The sequence below is a fragment of the Aquabacter albus genome, from assembly GCF_040049275.1.
In the GTDB taxonomy this organism is placed as follows: Bacteria; Pseudomonadota; Alphaproteobacteria; order Rhizobiales; family Xanthobacteraceae; genus Aquabacter.
This window is the reverse complement of record NZ_JBDZDT010000005.1, coordinates 101,901-117,865: the sequence shown is the minus strand read 5'-3', so window position 1 is coordinate 117,865 and position 15,965 is coordinate 101,901. Positions and strand designations below refer to the sequence as shown.

The window sequence follows — 15,965 nt, the reverse complement described above, 5'->3', positions numbered from 1 at the left end:
TCCGGCGCCGACAAAAAAGGGCACGGCGTTCACGCCGTGCCCGGTATTAAGAGGTGGCGCCCCGCCTCACGGCATGAGGGCGATCTGCTCCAGGCCCATGGTCTCGGGATAGCCCATGACCAGGTTCATGTTCTGCACCGCCTGGCCCGAGGCGCCCTTCACCAGATTGTCGGTGGTGGAGACGACGATGGCGCGGCCGGTCATCCGGTCCGCCACGACGCCCATCATCACCATGTTCGATCCGCGCACATGGCGCGAATGGGGCACTTGGCCGAAGGGGAACACGTAAACGAAGGGCTCGCCGCGATAATAATCAGTGAGCAGCTTGTGCAGGTCCTCGGCCTTCGCGCCCGTGGTGCGCACATAGAGCGTCGCGTAGATGCCCCGGTTCATGGGCACCAGATGCGGCACGAACATGGGGGCCACCGGGCGGCCGGCGGCCTTGGAATATTCCTGGTCCAGCTCGCCCATGTGGCGGTGGGAGCCCACCGCATAGGCGTTGATGCCTTCCGACACCTCGGAGAACAGCATGGCCTCCTTGGCCGAGCGCCCCGCCCCGGACATGCCGGTCTTGCTGTCGATGACGATGGTGTCCGGGTCGATGGCGCCGGCCTCCAGGAGCGGCACCGCCGGCAGGATGGCCGTCGTGGTGTGGCAGCCGGGATTGGCGACGAGCCGCGCCTTCTTGATTTCGTCGCGATAGATCTCCACGAGGCCGAACACCGCCTCCTGCTGGAGGTCGAGGGCGCCGTGGGGGTGGCCGTACCACTTCTCGTACATGCCCGGGTCCTTCAGGCGGAAGTCGGCGGAGAGGTCCACCACCTTCACGTGCGGCGCGTTCTGGAACACAGCCTTGATGACTTCCTGCGTGGTCGCGTGCGGCAGCGCGCAGAACACGAGGTCCACCGCCGAATAATCCACCTCATCGATGGTCACGAGCTTCGGCAGCGCGAAAGGCGCGAATTGCGGGAACACGTCCGCCATGGACTGGCCGGCCTTGCGGTCGGCGGTCAGGGCCACGATCTCGGCGCGGGGATGGCGGAGCAGCAGGCGCACCAGCTCGGAGCCCGTATAGCCCGAGGCGCCCAATACCGCGATCCTAGCCTTCGCTGCGTCCGACATCGTTCTACTCCCGCCCACATCGGGGCTTAGTTTCGTCCCCAATGCCGCAGGGCATTCGGGGGCGAGGGTCTGTACACCCATCGCCTGACGGGCGAAAGACAGTCCAGCCCATGTTTACGGTCCGTTCCGCTCGACCTGCCAAACTGCCATGATATGGGAGGGCGATTCGCGCCCCCGCCCGCTGATAGAGACAAAATGTCCGATTCCGACGATCTGTTCGCCCGCCCCACCCCCAAGGCCACTTCAAGCCGCAGCCGCGCACAGCCAGCCGTCCCGGCCATGGCGAGCGATTACACGGCCGCGCACATCGAGGTGCTGGAGGGGCTGGAGCCGGTGCGGCGGCGGCCGGGCATGTATATCGGCGGCACGGATGCCAAGGCGCTGCACCATCTCTTCGCCGAGGTGATCGACAATTCCATGGACGAGGCGGTGGCCGGCCACGCCACCTTCATCGAGGTGCAGTTCTCCTCGGACGGCTTTCTTACCGTGACCGACAACGGGCGCGGCATTCCCGTGGAGCCGCACCCCAAGTTCCCGAAGAAGTCCACCGTCGAAGTCATCATGACCACGCTCCATGCGGGCGGGAAGTTCGACAGCAAGGTCTATGAGACCTCCGGCGGCCTGCATGGCGTGGGCGTCTCGGTGGTGAACGCGCTCTCGGACCATCTCGAAGTCGAGGTGGCGCGCAACCAGACGCTCTATCGCCAGACCTTCTCCAAGGGCCATCCCGTGGCTCCGCTCAAGGAAGTGGGCCGCGCGCCCAATCGGCGCGGCACGCGCATCCGCTTCCATCCCGATCCGGAAATCTTCGGCCCGGGCGCCAAGTTCGAGCCGGCGCGGGTGTTCCGCATGGCGCGGTCCAAGGCCTATCTCTTCGGCGGCGTGGAAATCCGCTGGTCGTGCGATCCCGAGCTGCTCGCCGGCACCACGGGCGTGCCCGAGAAGATGACCTTCCGCTTTCCCGGCGGCCTGCGTGACTATCTCGCCGCCGACCTCGACGGCCAGACCCTGGTGCATGGGGAGATCTTCTCCGGCCGCATCCAGAAGACCGGCGGCCACGGCTCGGTGGAATGGGCGGTGGCGTGGGTGGCAGATGGCGACGGCGGCATCTCCTCCTATTGCAACACCATCCCGACCCCGGACGGCGGCACCCACGAGAACGGCCTGCGCCTCGTGCTCCTGAAGGGCCTGAAGGATTATGCGGAGCGCACCGGCCAGGGGAAGCGCGCCGCCGTGCTGATTGGCGACGACGTCGCCACCGGCTGCGCCGCCATGCTCTCCGTGTTTGTGCGCGAGCCGGAATTCCAGGGCCAGACCAAGGACCGCCTTGCGACTGCCGAAGCCTCCCGCATCGTCGAGCAGGCCCTGCGCGACCCGCTGGACCATTGGCTCGCCGCCAATCCCGTCCAGGCCACGCGGCTGCTGGACCATGTGATCGACCGCGCCGAGGAGCGACTGCGCCGCAAGCAGGAGAAGGAAATCTCCCGCAAGACCGCGGTGCGCAAGCTGCGCCTGCCGGGCAAGCTGGCGGACTGCTCCAACACCGAGGCGGCGGGCTCCGAACTCTTCATCGTCGAGGGCGATTCGGCCGGCGGCTCCGCCAAGCAGGCGCGCGACCGCAAGACCCAGGCGGTGCTGCCCTTGCGCGGCAAGATCCTGAACGTCGCCAGCGCGGGCCGAGACAAGCTCGCCCAGAACCAGCAGCTCTCAGACCTAATGCAGGCGCTGGGCTGCGGCACCCTCTCTCATTATCGCGAGGCGGACCTGCGCTACGAGAAGGTGGTCATCATGACCGATGCGGACGTGGACGGGGCGCACATCGCCTCCCTCCTCGTCACCTTCTTCTATCGCCAGACGCCGAAGCTCATCGACGAGGGCCACCTCTTCCTCGCTGTGCCGCCGCTCTACCGCATCTCGCAAGGGCCCAAGACCCTCTATGCGCGGGACGATGCCCACAAGGACCAGCTCCTGAAGAAGGAGTTCACCGGGCGCGGCAAGGTGGAGATCGGCCGCTTCAAAGGCCTCGGCGAGATGATGCCGGCGCAGCTGAAGGAAACCACCATGAACCCGCGCACGCGCACCATGCTGCGCGTGACCATCGAGGCGGCGGCGGAAGCGGCGACAGCCGATCTGGTGGAGCGGCTGATGGGCAACAAACCGGAGGCGCGCTTCGCGTTCATCTCCGAGCGCGCGGCCTTCGCGGACGACGAACTGCTGGATATCTGAGATTCAGGTGCAATTGCCGCCGGTTGCCTCCCGCCTGGCGGGAGCTCGGCTGTAATTTTCTGCCGGCCGCACAGCCAGAATACGACCCTTTTCCCATGGGCGTGGTCGCCCGTGGGAAAGCTGTGTCTGCGCAGGCGCAGCATGACACCGCGTGATTGGCTGGCTCACAAAATATAATTGGTCCTCCGCCCTGCCGGACCCTACCATTACTTACAAATAGAACTTGGACTCCGGGTCTTATCTCGTTCGAATCCACCTTCGGAAAGCTCAAGAAACGAGCCTTCAAAGCGGGCGCCAAACCGCTTCAAATAAACATAAATCAAACAAGAAGGGGGAAGCACATGACGCTTGGATCCCGTCTATTGGCCATCGCCGCGCTATCTCTAGCGATAACGTGCGGCGCCCGCGCCGAAACCTATCCAAACCGCCTCGTCACCATTGTCGTTCCATACGCCCCCGGCGGCGCCACCGACATCGTCGCCCGCACGCTCGCCGATCAATTCAGCAAGATGTTCAACCAGAGCTTCATCGTGGCGAACAAGCCCGGCGCGTTCGGCTTGACGGCCATGCAGGAAATCGTCCGGCAGAATCCCGATGGGTACAATATGTATGTCGGAAACGTCTCGACGAATGCGATCACGCCTCTTCTGTTCTCAAAGAAGATGCCCTTCAAATACGATGAGTCTCTCCAGCTCGTCGCGAAGCTGGCGGAGATACCCGGGGTCTTGGTGAGCACCACGGTCAATTTCGAGCCGAAGACGTTTGCCGAGCTTGTCGAATACGCCAAGAAGAACCCTGGGAAGCTGAATTATGCGAGCCCCGGCATTGGCAGCTACCCGCACTACGACACGGAGATGCTCAACCGCGCGGCCGGCATCGAGGTGCTGCACATCCCCTTGAAGGGCGGCGCCTCGGAGATGGTGACGAGCCTGATCTCGGGCGAAACCCAGTACGGCTTCGTCAATGTCGCCACCGCCGAAAGCATGATGAAGGCTGGTCGCCTCCGGGCACTTGCCGTGGTGGCCCCCGAGCGGCTGAAGAACCTGCCGAACGTCCCGACCATGGCGGAAGTGGGATATCCGAACATCGGAACCTTGCAGTGGCAGGCCCTCTACGTCCGGGCCGGAACCCCCGCCCCCATCGTCAACACCCTGTTCAAGGCGGCGACCGACGTCATGCGATCGGAACAGACCGCGCGGTCGCTGGAGCCGGCGGGCGTGGTGCTTTCTCCCTCCAAATCCCCGCAGCAGGCGGCGGAGTGGCAGAACGGCGAGTTCGCCAAATGGCGGGCCATCACCAGCGAGATCAAAGTCGATCTCGATTAGTCCTCAGCATAGCGAGACCACAAAAATTGTTCTTGAGATAAAGGGAGAGAGAGTTATGGAAAATGTTGCTGTGAATGAGCAAGGTTCGGCGCGGACACCGGGTGCGCATCGTGCGCAGAGGGGCGAATATGTCTTCGACATGCGCCGGGTGAACGAGATCATGGGTGGCCCGGAATACTCTCCCGTCTATGGCGGATGCGTCGAAGGGGACCGCATGATCGTGGCTTTGATGCGCGCGCCTGCAGGCAAGATGGGCGAGCCCCACTCCCATCCAAACGAGCAGTGGATCTTCGTGCTGGAGGGAGAGTTCGAAATCCGCCTGGAAGGCCAGACCCACCGGGTCGGCCCCGGAAACGTCGTCTATGTCCCCGCCAACACCATCCACCAGGGCGGCGCCTGCGCGGGCCAGGACGTAATGTTCTTCACCTGCAAGGACAGCTCCCATGGCCTGCACGGGATGAAATACATCTCCTAGGGAAGAACAGGGGCGGCCGTTCGCGCCTTTCAAGGTTCTTCCGGCGGATCCCCATGAATGACCCGGCATGGGGCGGGGCATTGCGGCCCGCTTAGGGGCCCGGCACCCGCCTCGACATCCACCATCCAAGAAAAGAGGGCATGCTCATGCCGTTCTACAGCATCGACGACATGGAGAGGACCGAAGACACGTTCGGCCCCAGCAAGAGGATGGTGGCGGGAGAGCTGATCAAGATCGGCATCGTCGCTTACGAGATCGGCGAGGGCCCCGACCCTCACTTCCACCCCAACGAGGAGCAATTCATCCTCATGCTGAAGGGGAAGGTGAATTTCGTCCTGGGCGACGAGACCAAGCTGATCGGCAGTGGGGACCTAGTGCACATTCCGAGGGGCACCGAGCATGGCCTGAAGGTGGTCGAAGGGCCGGCCGTCTTCTTCGCCTGCAAGAGCCCGGTGGGCGACGGCAAGCTGAGCCAGGACTACAATCCCGCCCGGAACATCGAAGCCCTGAAAGACCGCCTTGGCGCTGTCGGCTGATTGTCGAAGCGGGGCCGCGGCTACCGCAAGATGCCGTCCCAGATGGAGTTGATCCGCTCCGTTTCCGCTTTCAGCAGTTCGGAGAATGCTTCCGCGGCCACCTGCATGGATCGCCGGGCGGGCTCGATGACCACCAGTTCGGTGAACAAGGGCGGATCGCACAGCGGATTGACGGTGAAGCGATCCTGATTGTTCAGCGGGGTGAACATGACGCCGGGAAGGATGGTCAGCCAGTTGCCGTAAAGCACCATGTCCAGAGTGCCGAGGATGGCATCGAGCTCGACAAACCTCTCGATCTGGGCGCCGGAGGAGACGAAATAGGTTTCCAGCGTGGTCCGGCGGGTGTTCTGGTTCTGGGGCACCACGATCTTCATGGGTCCCAGGTCGCGCAGGCGCACCGGCGCCATGGGCTCGAGCGTCGATGCCTTCGAGGATACCAGGACCTCGGGTGTTCGCAGCAGGCGCCTCACCCTCAGGCCCATGGGGCTATCGAATGCCGGCACCACCGCGAAGTCGAGATCCCCGGCCTGGACGGCCTCGGTCAGGATGGCGCTCTCGGCCTCGTTCACCCGGACCACGATGTTCGGATTCGATTCCAGGAAGCGGGATAGGGCCGGCGCGAGCGCGCGCCTGCTGAGCGTCGGCATCAGGCCGATTTTGATCTCGCCGACGAAGCCGCGGCCATAGCGCTCCAGGATCGCGCTCGCTTCCTCGTGGACGCGCAGGATCTCCAGGCATTTCTTGTAGTAGCCGTCTCCCGCCGGCGTCGGGCTGACGCTGGACGTCCCGCGCGAGAAAAGCTGGACCCCAGACGTTTCCTCCAGCCTGCGGATATGCTGCGAAACGCCGGACTGGGTCGCATTCTCGCGCCTTGCCGCGGCGGTGAACGAGCGTTCTTCATACGCCGCTACGAACAGGCGAATACCCCGCAAGCTGTCGGACACATGCGCTCTCCCTTCGCCCGTGCCAAGCAAACTACATGCGGGCTTGGCTCAGGAGCAATGTCGCGCGGAACCGGCGCCTGGGCCTCTTCTGCACCCCACGCTTGCCGCACCGTCCTGGAAGGATTAAGTCGGGGCGCGGCTCGCAAGGGGAATGAGCGCGAGCGCGCCGCCCGGATCCGCCGGGTCTGGGGCCGACATTCTGGAGCCAAGATGACCGCTGTCACGCTGATCGATAATTACGACAGCTTCACCTACAATCTCTGGCACTATCTCGGCGAGCTGGGCGCCACCGTCACCGTGCATCGCAACGATGCGCGCGACGTGGAGGCGATCCTCGGCGAGAAGCCGGACGCCATTGTCATCTCCCCCGGCCCCTGCACCCCGAGCGAGGCGGGCATCTGCCTTGATTTGATCCAGCGCGCCAGCGCGGACGTGCCGCTGTTCGGCGTGTGCCTCGGCCACCAGGCCATCGGCCAGGTGTTCGGCGGCGACGTGGTGCGCGCGCCCATTCCCATGCACGGCAAGATGTCCGAGATCCATCATGAGGGCCGCTCCGTGTTCCGCGGCCTCAACCACACGTTCCAGGCGACGCGCTACCATTCGCTGATCGTGGAGCGCGCGACCCTGCCGGACGTGCTGGAAGTCACGGCGCACACGGACGACGGCCTCATCATGGGCCTCGCCCACCGCTCATTGCCCGTGCACGGCGTGCAGTTCCATCCCGAGAGCATCGCCTCCGAGAACGGGCACGCGCTGCTGCGCAACTTCCTGGAGATCGCCACCGCTTTCAACCAGGGCCGGAGGGGCTGACGGATGCTTGAGTTCCGCTCCCTCCTTTCCAAGGTCGCCTTAGGCGAGGCGCTGACCCGCGACGAAGCCTCCTTCGTTTTCGACCAGATGATGTCCGGCGAGGCGACCCCCTCCCAGATGGGCGCGCTGCTCATGGGCCTTCGCGTGCGCGGCGAGACGGTGGAGGAGATCGCCGGCGCGGTCTCCGTCATGCGCGCCAAGATGCTGCCCGTGGAAGCGCCCGAAGGCTCGGTGGATGTGGTGGGCACGGGGGGCGATGCCTCCGGCTCCTACAACATCTCCACTTGCGCCGCTTTCATCGTTGCCGGCGCGGGCGTGCCGGTGGCGAAGCACGGCAACCGGGCGCTCTCCTCCAAATCCGGCGCGGCGGACGTGCTGGCGGCGCTTGGCGTGCGCATCGACCTTTCGCCCGAGGGCATTTCCCGCTGCCTCGCGGAGGCCGGCATCGGCTTCATGTTCGCCCCGGCCCACCACCCCGCCATGAAGCATGTGGGGCCGACCCGCGTGGAGATGGGCACGCGCACCATCTTCAATCTCCTGGGCCCCCTCTCGAACCCGGCCGGCGTGACGCGCCAGATGGTGGGGGTCTATTCCAAGGCGTGGCTCACCCCGCTCGCCGAGGTGCTGAAGACCCTGGGCTCCGAGCGCGCCTGGGTGGTGCACGGCTCCGATGGCCTCGACGAGATCACCATTTCCGGCTCGACCGATGTGGCCTCGCTGGAAGACGGACACATCCACACCTTCGAGATCGCCCCCGAACTGGTGGGCCTTCAGCGCGCCGCGCCCGGCGCATTGAAGGGCGGCGATGCCGCGCACAATGCCCTCGCCTTGCGGGCAGTGCTGGACGGTGAGCCCGGCGCCTATCGCGACGTGGCCATCTTCAATGCGGCCGCCGCCCTCCTCATCGCCGGCCGCGCGGCAGACCTCACCGAGGGCGTCGCCATGGCCACCACGAGCCTCGATACCGGCTCCGCGCGCGCGCGGCTGGAAACCCTTGTCCACGTTTCGGAAAAGCTCGCGTCATGAGCGATATCCTCACCCGCATCGAAGCCTATAAGCGCGAAGAGATCGCCGCCGCCAAGGCCGCCCTTCCCCTTTCAGAAGTGGAAGCCGCCGCCCGCGCCGCCTCTCCCGTGCGCCCGTTCTCCGGCGCGCTGCGCAGCGTTCTGGCCGAAGGCCGCACCGCCCTTATCGCCGAGGTGAAGAAGGCGAGCCCTTCCAAGGGGCTGATACGCGCCGATTTCGACCCGCCGGCCCTCGCCCGCGCCTATGAGGCCGGCGGCGCGGCCTGCCTGTCCGTGCTCACCGACGGCCCCTCCTTCCAGGGCGCGCCGGAATTCCTCACCGCCGCCCGCGCCGCCACAGGTCTGCCGGCGCTGCGCAAGGACTTCATGCACGACACCTATCAGGTGCCCGAAGCCCGTGCCTGGGGGGCCGACTGCATCCTCATCATCATGGCGGCCGTGGACGACGCGCTGGCCGCCGACCTCCTGTCCTGTGCCACCGAATGGGGCATGGACGCCATCGTGGAGGTGCATGACGACGCCGAGCTGGACCGCGCGCTGGCCCTGCCCTGCCCGCTCATCGGCATCAACAACCGGAACCTGCGCACCTTCGAGACCACGCTCGCCACCAGCGAGCGGCTTGCCGCCAAGGTACCGTCCGACCGCATCTGCATCGGCGAAAGCGGCATCTTCACCCCCGCCGACGTTTCCCGCCTCGCAAAGGTCGATATCCGCACCATCCTGGTCGGTGAGAGCCTGATGCGGCAAGACGATGTCGCAGCGGCGACGCGCGCGCTGCTTGCGGCATAAGGCGCTTCCCGCCTCTTGGAGAGGTACCGCCGGCCTGCCATAGTGCGCCGCCTCGCCTGGAGGCGAATCCGACAGTCGTTTCAGGAGACGATAATGCGCAGGGCAGCCTTTTCGGCAGCGGTTTTGTCCCTCATTGCCATGCCCGCTTTCGCGGCCGACGTGACCGGCACCTGGCTCACCCCCACCGATGACGGCGTGGTGGAAATCGCCGCCTGCGGCGCTTCCGTGTGCGGACGTCTCATCACCTCGGACGACATCAAGGCGAATCCCGCGCTGACGGATTCTAAAAATGCCGATGCCGCTTTGCGCAGCCGCCCCCTGAAGGGCCTCATGATGCTCCAGGGCTTCACCGGCAGCGGCGGCAACTGGACCGGCGGCAAGATCTATAATCCCGACGACGGCAAGACCTACAGCGCCACCCTCACGCTGGAAGGCGACAGCACGCTGAAGGTGCGCGGCTGCGTGATCGTGCCCTTCTGCGAGACCCAGACCTGGAAGCGGGCGAAGTAAGGCTTATGGCCACCCTGACCCATCTCGACGCCTCCGGCGCCGCACGCATGGTGGATGTCTCCGACAAGGAGATCACCACGCGCGAAGCGCTGGCCGAAGGGCGCGTCGAGATGGCCGCCGAAACGCTGGACCTCATCCTCTCCGGCAATGCCAAGAAGGGCGATGTGCTCGGCGTCGCGCGCATTGCCGGCATCATGGCGGCGAAGCGCACCCACGAGCTGATCCCCCTTTGCCACCCCTTGATGCTGAGCAAGGTGGAGGTGGAGATCTCGCCCGATGCCGCATTGCCGGGCCTCGTGGTGACTGCGCGGGTGCGCACCTCCGGCCAGACGGGCGTGGAGATGGAGGCGCTCACCGCCGTCTCCGTTGCCTGCCTCACCATCTATGACATGGCCAAAGCCGTTGACCGGGGCATGCGCATCGAAGGCGTGCGGCTGCTGGAGAAGTCCGGCGGGCGCTCCGGCCATTGGACCGCGGAAGGCTGACATGGCTCTGATGCTCGTCGACGAGGCCATGGCGCTGACCCTGGCCGACGTCACGCCCCTGCCCGCCGAGACCGTCGCCATCGCCGACGCCCATGGCCGCGTGCTGGCGGAAGACCTGATTTCCCGCCGCAGCCAGCCGGCCGCCGACATGTCCGCCATGGATGGCTATGCGGTGGCGGCTGCCGACATCGAAGCCCTCCCCGCCGCGCTGAAGGTGATCGGCGAATCCGCCGCCGGGCGGCCCTTCGCGGGCCGGATCGCGCGAGGGGAAGCGACGCGCATCTTCACCGGCGCGCTGGTGCCGGACGCCGCCGATACGGTGGTGATCCAGGAGAACACCACGCGGGACGGCGACACGGTTACGGTGGTGGAGCCGACCGCCCCCGGCCGCAACATCCGCAAGGCCGGCTTCGATTTTACTGCCGGACACGCCGTCCTGCGTGCCGGCTGCCGGCTGGACGGGCGCACGGTCATGCTCGCGGCCGCGGCGGACCACGCCTTCGTGCCGGTGCGCCGCCGGCCGCGCGTCGCCATCCTCCAGACCGGCGACGAGCTGGTGCGTCCCGGTGCCGGCACCGGCGCCCCCTCGGACGTGGTGGTCTCCAACGTCTATGGCATCGCCGCCCTGGCCCGGGCAGCCGGCGCCGAGGTGTTCGACCTCGGCCTCGTGGGCGACACCATGGAGGCAACCCGCGCCGCCGTGCGCCGGGCGGCCGAGGGGGGATACGATCTCCTCGTCACCTCCGGCGGCGCCTCGGTGGGCGAGCACGACCTCATGGCGCCGGCCTTGCGCGAGGAGGGCGTTTCCCTCGCCGTCCATAAGATCGCGCTGCGCCCGGGAAAACCCCTGATGTTCGGCCGGCGCGAGGCCCTGCGGGTCCTCGGCCTGCCGGGCAATCCCGTCTCGGCCTATGTCTGCTCGCTGCTCTTCCTGGTGCCGCTGCTCAACGCGCTCCAGGGCGCCGCGCCCGGCCCTGCGCGCGTGCCCGCGCGCCTCGCCGTGGATGTGAAGGCCAACGACATGCGCCGCGATTATGTGCGCGCCCGCATGACCCTCGCCCCCGACGGCGCGCAGCTCGTGACCCCCCTGCCGGTGCAGGATTCGTCCATGCTCTCGGCGCTCGCCGAGGCCGACTGCCTCCTGATTCGCGAGGCCCACGCCCCCGCCGGGGCCGCAGGCGATGCCTGCGAAGCTATAGCTTTCATGGCCTGACGGCGCATTTACGCCATGTTCATGCTTGCGGAACACAAAAGGAACAGCTAATGCTTGTTCTCGATTTGTTTCACGGCTCTTAACCGAGCTGGCAGCGGTCTGGGAGCCGGAAGGAACGGGGCGGCCATGCTCACACGCAAGCAGTACGACCTCCTGCGCTTCATTCATGAGCGCCTGAAGGAGACGGGCGTTCCGCCCTCCTTCGACGAGATGAAGGAAGCGCTGGACCTGCGCTCCAAATCGGGCATCCACCGCCTCATCACCGCCTTGGAAGAGCGCGGCTTCATCCGCCGCCTGCCCAACCGGGCGCGGGCGCTGGAGGTTGTGCGCCTGCCGGACAGCGTGGCGCCGGGCCTTGCCTCTCCGCGCGCCGGGCGCGGCTTCTCGCCCAGCGTCATCGAGGGCAGTCTTGGCCGCGTGCGCCCCATGGCGGAAGACGAGGATGTCGCCCCCACCGTCACGGTTCCGGTCATGGGCCGCATCGCCGCCGGCTCTCCCATCTCCGCCATCCAGACCCGCAGCCACACGCTGAATCTGCCGCCCGAAATGCTCGGCACGGGCGAGCATTTCGCCCTGGAAGTGCGCGGCGACAGCATGATCGAGGCCGGCATCCTGGACGGCGACACAGTGCTCATCCGCAAATGCGACACGGCGGACACGGGCGATATCGTGGTGGCGCTGGTGGACGAGGAAGAAGCCACCCTCAAGCGCCTGCGCAAGAAAGGCGCTTCCGTGGCCCTGGAAGCCGCCAACCCCGCTTACGAGACCCGCATCTTCGGCCCAGACCGCGTGCGCATCCAGGGCCGGCTCATCGGGCTCATGCGGCGCTATTGATCGACCAGCTCGGAAACGGGTCGTCACAAACAAGAATGCCCAGGCAGAGCCTGGGCATTTTGACTTTCAAAGGGTCGAGAGGCTTTGACGCTCACTCGCCCTTGGGCTGGAGCTTGGCCGAGACGATCTTGTCGGGATCCTGCACGGGCTCGCCGCGCTTGATCTGGTCCACATTGTCCATGCCCGAGATCACCTCGCCCCACACGGTGTACTGGTTGTCGAGGAAGCGGGCATCGCCGAAGCAGATGAAAAACTGGCTGTCGCCCGAATCGGGGCTCGCCGCGCGGGCCATGGAGACCGTGCCGCGGGTGTGGGGCTGCTTGTTGAACTCGGCCTTGAGCTTCTTGCCCGAACCACCCATGCCGGTGCCCGTCGGGTCGCCGGTCTGCGCCATGAAGCCGTCGATGACGCGGTGGAACGGCACGCCGTCATAGAAGCCCTCGGAGACCAGCTCCTTGATGCGGGCCACGTGGCCCGGCGCGAGGTCGGGCCGGAGGCCGATGACCACTTCGCCCTTGGTGGTTTCGAGGACGATCACTTCGTCAGCCATGGGGCTGCTCCTTTGGTGGGAGGAAACCGGAAAGCGCTTCTCGCGCTTTGAACAAGGCGGCGCGCTATTTCGCGTCCGCCGCCACCTGCATCTTCACGATGCGGTCGGGGGTGCTCACCGTGCCGTTATTGGCCTGCGAGCCCTTCTTGATCTTGTCCACGAACTGCATGCCCGAGACCACCTCGCCCACCACCGTGTACTGGCCGTTCAGGAACGGCGCGGCGTCGAGGCAGATGAAGAACTGCGAATTGGCGCTGTTGGGTGCGGAAGAGCGGGCCATGCCCACCGTGCCACGCACAAACGGGGTGCTAGTGAACTCGGCCGGCAGGTTCGGATATTTCGAGCCGCCCGTGCCGTTGCCGAACTGGCCGTCGCCGGTCTGGGCCATGAAGCCGTCGATCACCCGGTGGAACGGCACATTGTTGTAGAAGCCCTCGCGGGACAGCAGCTTCAGCCGCTCCACGTGCTTGGGCGCAAGATCCGGCCGCAGGGCGATGACGACCCGGCCATAGGTGGTGTCGAGATAGAGCGTGTTCTCCGGATCGGGCTTGGCCTGGGCCTGGGCGGCGGCCGGCAGGGCTGCGGCCACCATGAGCGCGAAAGCGAGGACGATGCCGCCGGAAATGCGGCCGAAGACACTGCGCATGAAGCTCTCCTTGGGCTGCCGCACCCTTAAGCGCGGTCAAGTTTGGTGGGGCGCCTGGGCTCAGGCCCTCTTCGGGAATTTGGCCTTCAGGCGCGCGAGCACCGCCGGCGGGACGAAGGCGGAGACGTCGCCGCCCATGGCCGCGATCTGCCGCACCAGAGTGGCGGTGATGGGGCGCACGCGGGGGGAAGCGGGCAGGAAGACGGTCTGGATGTCAGGCGCGAGCGTGCCGTTCATGCCGGCCATCTGCATCTCATAATCGAGATCGGTGCCATCGCGCAGGCCGCGGATCAGCAGGCCGGCGCCGGTGTTCTGCGCCGCCTCCACCACCAGATTGTCGAAGGTGAGCACGTCGAGGGCGGTGCCCTCTTCTGCTGCCACCGGGCCGCAGACCTCTTCCAACATGGCGAGGCGCTCGGCCGGGGTGAAGAGCGGCGCCTTGCCGGGGTGGATGCCCACGGCCAGAACCAGCCGGTCGGCGAGGCGGCAGGCGGAGCGCACCACGTCCAGATGCCCGTTGGTGGGCGGATCGAACGATCCGGCATAGATGGCGGTGCGGGTGGTGTGGGCGACGGCATTCATCGGGCGCAAGCGTTAGCCCGCCCCGCGCGCGGGCGCAATGGGGGCGGATGGTCCGCCCCCGTTCCGATCAGAGATTGCCGGTCAGAGATTAACGCCGCCCGACACCTCGATGCGCTGCCCGTTCACCCAGCGGTTCTCTTCGCCGAGGAAGGCCGCGATCATCGGGCCGATATCGTCCGGCAGACCGGCCCGGCCAAGGGCGGTGGCCGCGGCGACCTGGCGGTTGCTCTCCGCATTGTCGCGCACCACGCCGCCGCCGAAATCGGTCTCGATGGCCCCCGGTGCGATGGTGTTCACCCGGATGCCGCGATGGCCCAGTTCCTTGGCCATGTAGCGGGTCAGCACCTCGATGCCGCCCTTCATGGCGGCATAGGCCGAGAAGCCCGGCGTCGTGAAGCGCGCGAGCCCGCTGGAGAGGTTCACGATGCTCCCGCCATCCGCAATGAGGGGCAGCAGCCTCTGGGTGAGGAAGAAAGTGCCCTTCAGGTGGATGTTGACCAGCTCGTCAAACATATCCTCCGTGGTCTCGGCGAAGGGCATGTGGATGCCGATCCCGGCATTGTTCACGAGGAAATCGAACCGGTCGCGGCTCCAGACGGCGGCCAAGGTCTTCTTCACCGCGGCCGCGAAAGCCTCGAAGCTTGCGGCATTGCCCGCATCGAGCTGCAGCGTCGCTGCCTTGCGCCCCTGCGCCTCGATCTCCGTCACGACGGCGTCCGCCTCCGCGCGACGGGAGTGATAGGTGAGGATGACGTCCACACCCCGCTGGGCGAGGCTCAAAGCGGCATTGCGGCCGAGCCCGCGGCTGCCACCGGTGATGAGGGCGATCCTGGTTTCCGTGGTCATGCTTGATCCTCCAAGTGGATGGGAGGGATGTATCCCCTCTCCCCTCGGACGGCTTGCCGGAAGATCCAGGAGACTTGCCTAATCCTCCAATCCCACTGGAGATCGCCGCAGGAAGAGCTAGGATCGCGCCATGACGGATGAACTCATCGATCTCGTGAAGCGGCATGCCGAAGGGCCCGCTGACATAGAGGGCCTCACCCTCACCGGCATGGAAGGCGTGGAGCTGGTGCGGGCGAATGGCCCGACCCGGGACATCCCCACCATTTACCGGCCGCTGATCTGCCTAGTCCTGCAGGGCGCGAAGGAAGTGCTCACGGGCGACACCATGCTGCGCTTCGGCGCGGGCCAGTCGCTCATCGTGAATGCGGACGTGCCGGTGATCGGCCGGATCGTGACCGCGAGCCCGCAATCGCCCTATCTCGCTCTGGCGGTTGAACTGGACATGGCGCTCCTGCGCGAGGTGATGGATCAGATGGAGGCGGTTCCGGTCCCGCGGGAAAGGCCGGACGGTTACATTATCGTGGAAGAGACGGACGCCGCGCTGCACGACTGCGCCCTCCGCCTCGCCCGGCTTCTGGGGCGCCCGCAGGCTCTGGCGGTGCTGCGCCCCTCCATCGTGCGGGAAATGCATTATTGGCTGCTGACGGGACGCCACGGCAGCGCCATGCGCCGTCTTGCCGTGCCGGACAGCCACACGGCGCGCATCGCCCGCGCCGTGGCGGTGCTGCGGGCGGAGTTCGACCAGCCCATTCCCGTGGAACGCCTAGCGGCGACGGCAGGCATGAGCCCGTCCTCGTTCCACCATCATTTCAAGGCGGTGACGTCCCTCTCCCCGCTCCATTTCCAGAAGCAGCTTCGCCTATTGGAAGCTCGCCGCCTCCTCCTGACGGGGGGCAGCGCGGTCAGCCAGGCCGCTTTCACGGTCGGCTATGAGAGCGTGTCGCAGTTCACCCGCGAATATGCGCGCATGTTCGGCGCCCCGCCCCGACGCGACATGGAGGTCAGCCGTCGCTCCACCGCGCCGGAAGCGCTTCTGCACGCCTGAAA

At 66.4% G+C, this 15,965-nt stretch carries 18 protein-coding genes; 12 read left to right on the top strand and 6 right to left on the bottom strand.

The genetic code is table 11. The annotated features are described in order from the left end of the window. Positions 1–66: 66 nt before the first annotated feature. The gene (argC, locus tag ABLE91_RS13275; RefSeq protein WP_348931315.1) at positions 67–1,122 is read right to left on the bottom strand and encodes an N-acetyl-gamma-glutamyl-phosphate reductase; all 1,056 of its coding nucleotides are present in this window, start codon (positions 1,120–1,122) and stop codon (positions 67–69) included. Between the two features lie 195 nt (positions 1,123–1,317). Between argC and parE the strand changes: the two genes are divergently transcribed. The 4 genes from parE to ABLE91_RS13255 all read left to right on the top strand — a co-directional run bounded on the left by parE (position 1,318) and on the right by ABLE91_RS13255 (position 5,684). Continuing rightward, on the top strand, positions 1,318–3,348 hold the full coding sequence (gene parE, locus ABLE91_RS13270; RefSeq protein WP_348931314.1) for a DNA topoisomerase IV subunit B: 2,031 nt from the start codon (positions 1,318–1,320) through the stop codon (positions 3,346–3,348). 341 nt (positions 3,349–3,689) lie between these two features. Further along, positions 3,690–4,673 carry a Bug family tripartite tricarboxylate transporter substrate binding protein gene (locus ABLE91_RS13265; protein ID WP_348931313.1) on the top strand — a complete coding sequence of 328 codons (984 nt, stop codon included), beginning with the start codon at positions 3,690–3,692 and terminating at the stop codon, positions 4,671–4,673. A 55-nt stretch (positions 4,674–4,728) separates the two neighbouring features. Continuing rightward, positions 4,729–5,148, top strand: coding sequence for a cupin domain-containing protein (locus ABLE91_RS13260; RefSeq protein ID WP_348931312.1), 420 nt, complete (start codon positions 4,729–4,731; stop codon positions 5,146–5,148). A 146-nt stretch (positions 5,149–5,294) separates the two neighbouring features. Then, complete coding sequence (locus ABLE91_RS13255) at positions 5,295–5,684, top strand: cupin domain-containing protein (protein ID WP_348931311.1); 390 nt, start codon at positions 5,295–5,297, stop codon at positions 5,682–5,684. 20 nt (positions 5,685–5,704) lie between these two features. Here ABLE91_RS13255 and ABLE91_RS13250 read toward each other — a convergent pair whose 3' ends face one another. Continuing rightward, positions 5,705–6,628: a LysR family transcriptional regulator gene (locus tag ABLE91_RS13250; RefSeq protein WP_348931310.1), complete on the bottom strand. Its 924-nt coding sequence runs from the start codon at positions 6,626–6,628 to the stop codon at positions 5,705–5,707. A 210-nt stretch (positions 6,629–6,838) separates the two neighbouring features. Here ABLE91_RS13250 and ABLE91_RS13245 point away from each other — a divergent pair, with 210 nt between their 5' ends. The 7 genes from ABLE91_RS13245 to lexA all read left to right on the top strand — a co-directional run bounded on the left by ABLE91_RS13245 (position 6,839) and on the right by lexA (position 12,294). Then, positions 6,839–7,438: an anthranilate synthase component II gene (locus tag ABLE91_RS13245; RefSeq protein ID WP_348931309.1), complete on the top strand. Its 600-nt coding sequence runs from the start codon at positions 6,839–6,841 to the stop codon at positions 7,436–7,438. Between the two features lie 3 nt (positions 7,439–7,441). After that, positions 7,442–8,464 (top strand): anthranilate phosphoribosyltransferase, encoded by a 1,023-nt coding sequence (gene trpD / locus ABLE91_RS13240; RefSeq protein ID WP_348931308.1) that lies wholly within the window; start codon positions 7,442–7,444, stop codon positions 8,462–8,464. Beyond that, positions 8,461–9,252 carry an indole-3-glycerol phosphate synthase TrpC gene (gene trpC, locus ABLE91_RS13235; RefSeq protein ID WP_348931307.1) on the top strand — a complete coding sequence of 264 codons (792 nt, stop codon included), beginning with the start codon at positions 8,461–8,463 and terminating at the stop codon, positions 9,250–9,252. The genes trpD and trpC overlap by 4 nt, the downstream gene beginning before the upstream one ends. Before the next feature lie 93 nt (positions 9,253–9,345). Further along, positions 9,346–9,762, top strand: a complete 417-nt coding sequence (locus ABLE91_RS13230) for a DUF2147 domain-containing protein (protein WP_348931306.1) — start codon at positions 9,346–9,348, stop codon at positions 9,760–9,762. A 5-nt stretch (positions 9,763–9,767) separates the two neighbouring features. Beyond that, complete coding sequence (gene moaC / locus ABLE91_RS13225; RefSeq protein ID WP_348931305.1) at positions 9,768–10,247, top strand: cyclic pyranopterin monophosphate synthase MoaC; 480 nt, start codon at positions 9,768–9,770, stop codon at positions 10,245–10,247. Between the two features lies 1 nt (position 10,248). Beyond that, complete coding sequence (locus ABLE91_RS13220) at positions 10,249–11,460, top strand: molybdopterin molybdotransferase MoeA (RefSeq protein WP_348931304.1); 1,212 nt, start codon at positions 10,249–10,251, stop codon at positions 11,458–11,460. Between the two features lie 126 nt (positions 11,461–11,586). After that, complete coding sequence (gene lexA / locus ABLE91_RS13215) at positions 11,587–12,294, top strand: transcriptional repressor LexA (protein WP_348931302.1); 708 nt, start codon at positions 11,587–11,589, stop codon at positions 12,292–12,294. A 91-nt stretch (positions 12,295–12,385) separates the two neighbouring features. Here lexA and ABLE91_RS13210 read toward each other — a convergent pair whose 3' ends face one another. The 4 genes from ABLE91_RS13210 to ABLE91_RS13195 all read right to left on the bottom strand — a co-directional run bounded on the left by ABLE91_RS13210 (position 12,386) and on the right by ABLE91_RS13195 (position 14,918). Next, positions 12,386–12,844, bottom strand: a complete 459-nt coding sequence (locus ABLE91_RS13210) for a peptidylprolyl isomerase (protein ID WP_348931301.1) — start codon at positions 12,842–12,844, stop codon at positions 12,386–12,388. 64 nt (positions 12,845–12,908) lie between these two features. Then, a complete protein-coding gene (locus ABLE91_RS13205; RefSeq protein ID WP_510181944.1) occupies positions 12,909–13,490 on the bottom strand; it encodes a peptidylprolyl isomerase in 582 nt (193 codons plus the stop codon). Positions 13,491–13,550: 60 nt separating this feature from the next. Next, entirely contained in the window at positions 13,551–14,072 is a 522-nt protein-coding gene (gene coaD / locus ABLE91_RS13200) for a pantetheine-phosphate adenylyltransferase (protein WP_348931300.1), read from the bottom strand. Between the two features lie 81 nt (positions 14,073–14,153). Further along, a complete protein-coding gene (locus ABLE91_RS13195; protein ID WP_348931299.1) occupies positions 14,154–14,918 on the bottom strand; it encodes an SDR family NAD(P)-dependent oxidoreductase in 765 nt (254 codons plus the stop codon). 130 nt (positions 14,919–15,048) lie between these two features. Between ABLE91_RS13195 and ABLE91_RS13190 the strand changes: the two genes are divergently transcribed. Next, complete coding sequence (locus ABLE91_RS13190; protein ID WP_348931298.1) at positions 15,049–15,963, top strand: AraC family transcriptional regulator; 915 nt, start codon at positions 15,049–15,051, stop codon at positions 15,961–15,963. Positions 15,964–15,965: the final 2 nt, after the last annotated feature.